Below are 1311 nucleotides of genomic sequence, written 5' to 3' on the forward strand. Positions count from 1 at the left end.
TGGGCCGCCCCGCGTTTTCCGGACAGGCTCGTTTGTGGCTAATTCATGCGGCGAGCTGCCGGTTCTCGAACTCGTCTCGAACTTGTCGTGGGGTTTTGTAGCCGAGTTCTGAGTGGCGTCTGCGGGAATTATAGTGGAGCTCGATGTATCTGGCAATGTCGTTGCGGGCGTGTTCCCGCGTCGGGTACTGGGTGCGGTGGATGCGTTCGTTCTTCAGCGTCGCGAAGAACGATTCGGCCAGGGCATTGTCGTAGCAGATACCGGTCCGGCCAACCGATTGCCGTATCTTCAGCCGCTTCAACGTCTTCCCGAAGTCGGTGGAGGTGTAGTTGCTGCCCCGGTCGGAATGGAATATGACGTCGTCGGCGAGCCGGTGGTTGGTGGCGGCCATCTGGATCGCGGATTCGACGAGCGGGGTGCGGTAGTTGTCGTCCATTGCCCAGCCGATGACTTCCCGTGTGTGGCAGTCGATCACCGTCGCCAAGAACAGCCAGCCCTGCCAGGTGGGAATGTAGGTGACGTCACCGACAAGCTTCCGCCCGGGCACGTCGGCGGTGAAGTCGCGGCGCACCAGGTCCCCGATGGTGCGCGGCTCGTCGCTGGCCACGGTGAGGCTGTGCCGCCACGGCCGGGGCTGGCAGGGCTGCAGGCCAAGCTCCTTCATCAGGGCCCGGACCAGCTCGGGTCCGCAGGCGACGCCCCAGTCGGCCAGGTCGGCGTGCACCCGCCGGTGGCCGTAGGTGCCGTCGGAGGCGTCGAACGAGTGCTGGATCAGCTGCTTCAACTCGTCGCGGCGGCGCGCGGTCGCCGACGCCGGCCGGTCACGCCATTCGTAGTAACCGGACCGGGACACGTCCAGCCACCGGCACATCTGCATGATCGACGGAGCACCACTGTGGTCGTTCGTGGACAATGAGGCGGCGTACTCGGCGTCGATGAACTCGAACGTGTCACTCACCGATGATCCTTGGCGAAGTACGCTGCGGCTTTTTTCAGGAACTCGTTCTCCATCCGTAGTTCCCGCGCCTCGCGTTCCAGTTGCCGCAGCCGTTCCCGTTCACTGACGTTCAGCGGCGGCTCGTCGCCAGCATGCTCGCGCCGATACGCGGCGACCCAATTTCCGAGCGTGCCTTCCCCGATGCCGAGCTCACGGGCGACCGCGGCGATCGGACGCGACGTCTCGATCACCAGTTTCACCGCTTCTTCCCGGAACTGCGGGGAGAAAGTCCTCTTCGCGCGTGGCAACTGTTTTCCTCTCCAGATCGACCAATTCTACTTGGTCCACCTGTCCGGAAAACCCGTGGCGGCTCA

At 64.1% G+C, this 1311-nt stretch carries 1 protein-coding gene; it reads right to left on the reverse strand.

Features of this window, described 5'->3' with window-relative positions; all coding sequences use genetic code 11:
* Positions 1 to 43 precede the first annotated feature (43 nt).
* Positions 44 to 1245, reverse strand: a protein-coding gene (locus FXF52_RS41035) for an IS3 family transposase (protein ID WP_148805021.1) whose coding sequence is annotated in 2 segments (ribosomal slippage) — positions 44 to 981 and positions 981 to 1245 — 1203 coding nt in all. Because the reading frame shifts where the segments join, the coding sequence is not laid out codon by codon here.
* Positions 1246 to 1311: the final 66 nt, after the last annotated feature.

Source organism: Micromonospora sp. MP36 (assembly GCF_008119785.1).
GTDB lineage: Bacteria > Actinomycetota > Actinomycetes > Mycobacteriales > Micromonosporaceae > Micromonospora.